This is a genomic window from SAR324 cluster bacterium, from assembly GCA_029245725.1.
Lineage (GTDB): Bacteria > SAR324 > SAR324 > SAR324 > NAC60-12 > JCVI-SCAAA005.
The window spans coordinates 1-1,790 of sequence record JAQWOT010000009.1 but is presented as its reverse complement, the minus strand read 5'-3'; the positions used below and the strand labels follow the sequence as shown (position 1 = coordinate 1,790).

General features: G+C 47.3%; 3 protein-coding genes. All 3 read right to left on the bottom strand.

Annotation, left to right across the window (positions count from 1 at the left end):
• Window positions 1-483: 483 nt before the first annotated feature.
• Genes folP through P8O70_00230 form a run of 3 tightly spaced genes read right to left on the bottom strand, consistent with a single transcriptional unit; the run spans window position 484 to window position 1,570 of the window.
• On the bottom strand, window positions 484-1,305 hold the full coding sequence (folP, locus tag P8O70_00240) for a dihydropteroate synthase (protein ID MDG2195312.1): 822 nt from the start codon (window positions 1,303-1,305) through the stop codon (window positions 484-486).
• On the bottom strand, window positions 1,302-1,442 hold the full coding sequence (locus P8O70_00235; GenBank protein MDG2195311.1) for a hypothetical protein: 141 nt from the start codon (window positions 1,440-1,442) through the stop codon (window positions 1,302-1,304). Before P8O70_00235 ends, folP begins: the two co-directional genes overlap by 4 nt.
• Window positions 1,424-1,570: a hypothetical protein gene (locus P8O70_00230; protein MDG2195310.1), complete on the bottom strand. Its 147-nt coding sequence runs from the start codon at window positions 1,568-1,570 to the stop codon at window positions 1,424-1,426. Before P8O70_00230 ends, P8O70_00235 begins: the two co-directional genes overlap by 19 nt.
• Window positions 1,571-1,790: the final 220 nt, after the last annotated feature.

Here is a 1,790-nt window from a genome sequence, read left to right as displayed (position 1 = left end):
GATTCCTAATTGGATTAGAGGAATTTCGTGCAATACAAAATTTCCTCCCAAATACAGTTCCTGATTTTTTCAATATTTCTTACGCTGAGCCTGCTTTCCATTGTTCAGAAAACCCTTGGATTTTTGCTTGCTAGCGCTTATTTACTGAACTTTTTTGCTAAATTCTTTCCCAAGAAAATCTTCCAGATCTCCACTCCCAGCCCTCATGACAATTTGACTAAAAATAGATGATTTTCAGTCAAATTTTGAATTCTCACTGATTTCAAATTTATACAATTTTTCAGACAGGTTTAATCGAGACCAAGGAAAGAGGTTACTTGGGTAGGATGTCGGACAGGAAAGACCTCAGGAGGTCACTTTATCAACAACCTCAGGTTAAGGATGAGGACTTTTGTTCGTTGAGTTCACAACTGAATTGGGGCGTGAGATGCTCTAACTTGAGTGCCCTGTACCTAAAAGGGTTACAAGGAAGCACGACTCCATTTATCCTCGAAGTGCCTGCACCGTATCCAGCAAGAGTCGTTCTGCTTGAACATCGTGGATCCGTAGGATATCGACGCCAAGCCAAGCTGCAATTGCAGACAGAGCGACTCCAGGGATCAGGCGTTCTTCGGTTGAGAGGGTTCTTCCTGGGGATACTCCAGCCAGGAAGGACTTGCGGGAAGGCCCCAGCAACAACGGAAAGCCAAGTGCCTTCAATTCGGGCAAGCGACGCACGATCTCAAAGCTGTAGCGAGCCTCGGCGCTGATGAAGAATCCCAACCCCGGGTCCAGAATTATCTGTTCTTCCTGGATTCCATGATCCGTGGCCCAACGGACTCTTTCCTCAAAAAAGGCCTTCACGGTCGAAATCACGTCGTCGTAGTGCTGGACTGTTCGGGTCGTCCGGCCATCAGCTTCCTTGGCATGCATCAAGATGACAGGAACCCCAGCCTCAGCAACGACTTCAGCCATTGCAGGATCTCGACGCAGTGCAGTCACATCATTGACCACCTTTGCTCCCATAGAGAGGCATCTGCGGGCAACTTCAGCTTTCCAGGTATCGATAGAGATCTTCAATTCTGGATGATCTGCTCGAATCAATTCCAACACCGGAAGCACCCGCCGGAGTTCTTCCTCCAGAGACACCTCCACGCTACCCGGTCCTGTGGATTCCCCACCTAGGTCCAGCCAATCTGCTCCTGCCTCGACAATGCGCTGAGCCTGCAAACGGGCTGCTTCGACTTTCAGGAACTTTCCCCCATCCGAGAAAGAATCTGGAGTGACGTTGAGCACTCCCAGCAAGAGGGGGAAAGAAGGCTTCATGCTACTTCTGGATTCAGCAGGGCCACCAGGATTTGTGTAGTTTCCTTTAAGAGCAGCGCTGGTCTAAGTTTACTGGAAGACAGGTCAGAGAAAGGAACGTGAATCAACACGACTGAGCCTACTGCAAATGGGCCCATGCTTCCTCTTCTTCAGGCCGCAACCAGTCTTCAGCCAATGTTGCTTCAGCAAGTAAGCTCGATTCCCTATCTTCATCTGGTAGTTTTTCTAACAGCGTCACTAAAATTTGATAACGACTACCTGGCAACAGTTTTATCCATCAAATGGTGCCATCTTTTTCTAGAGTAGCTTCCAAGGTTGTCAACATAGCATCCCGTAAAATTAGCTTTGTGTTGTGGAGAAGACTTTTTCACTTCATCCAATGAAATCAACATTTAGTAGCAAACTGTGCATAAGAGAGGTAGCACTTTGCAACCTGGATAACAACCATCATCTCAGCCAAAGCAGTATAGAAAAGAACTAACAAA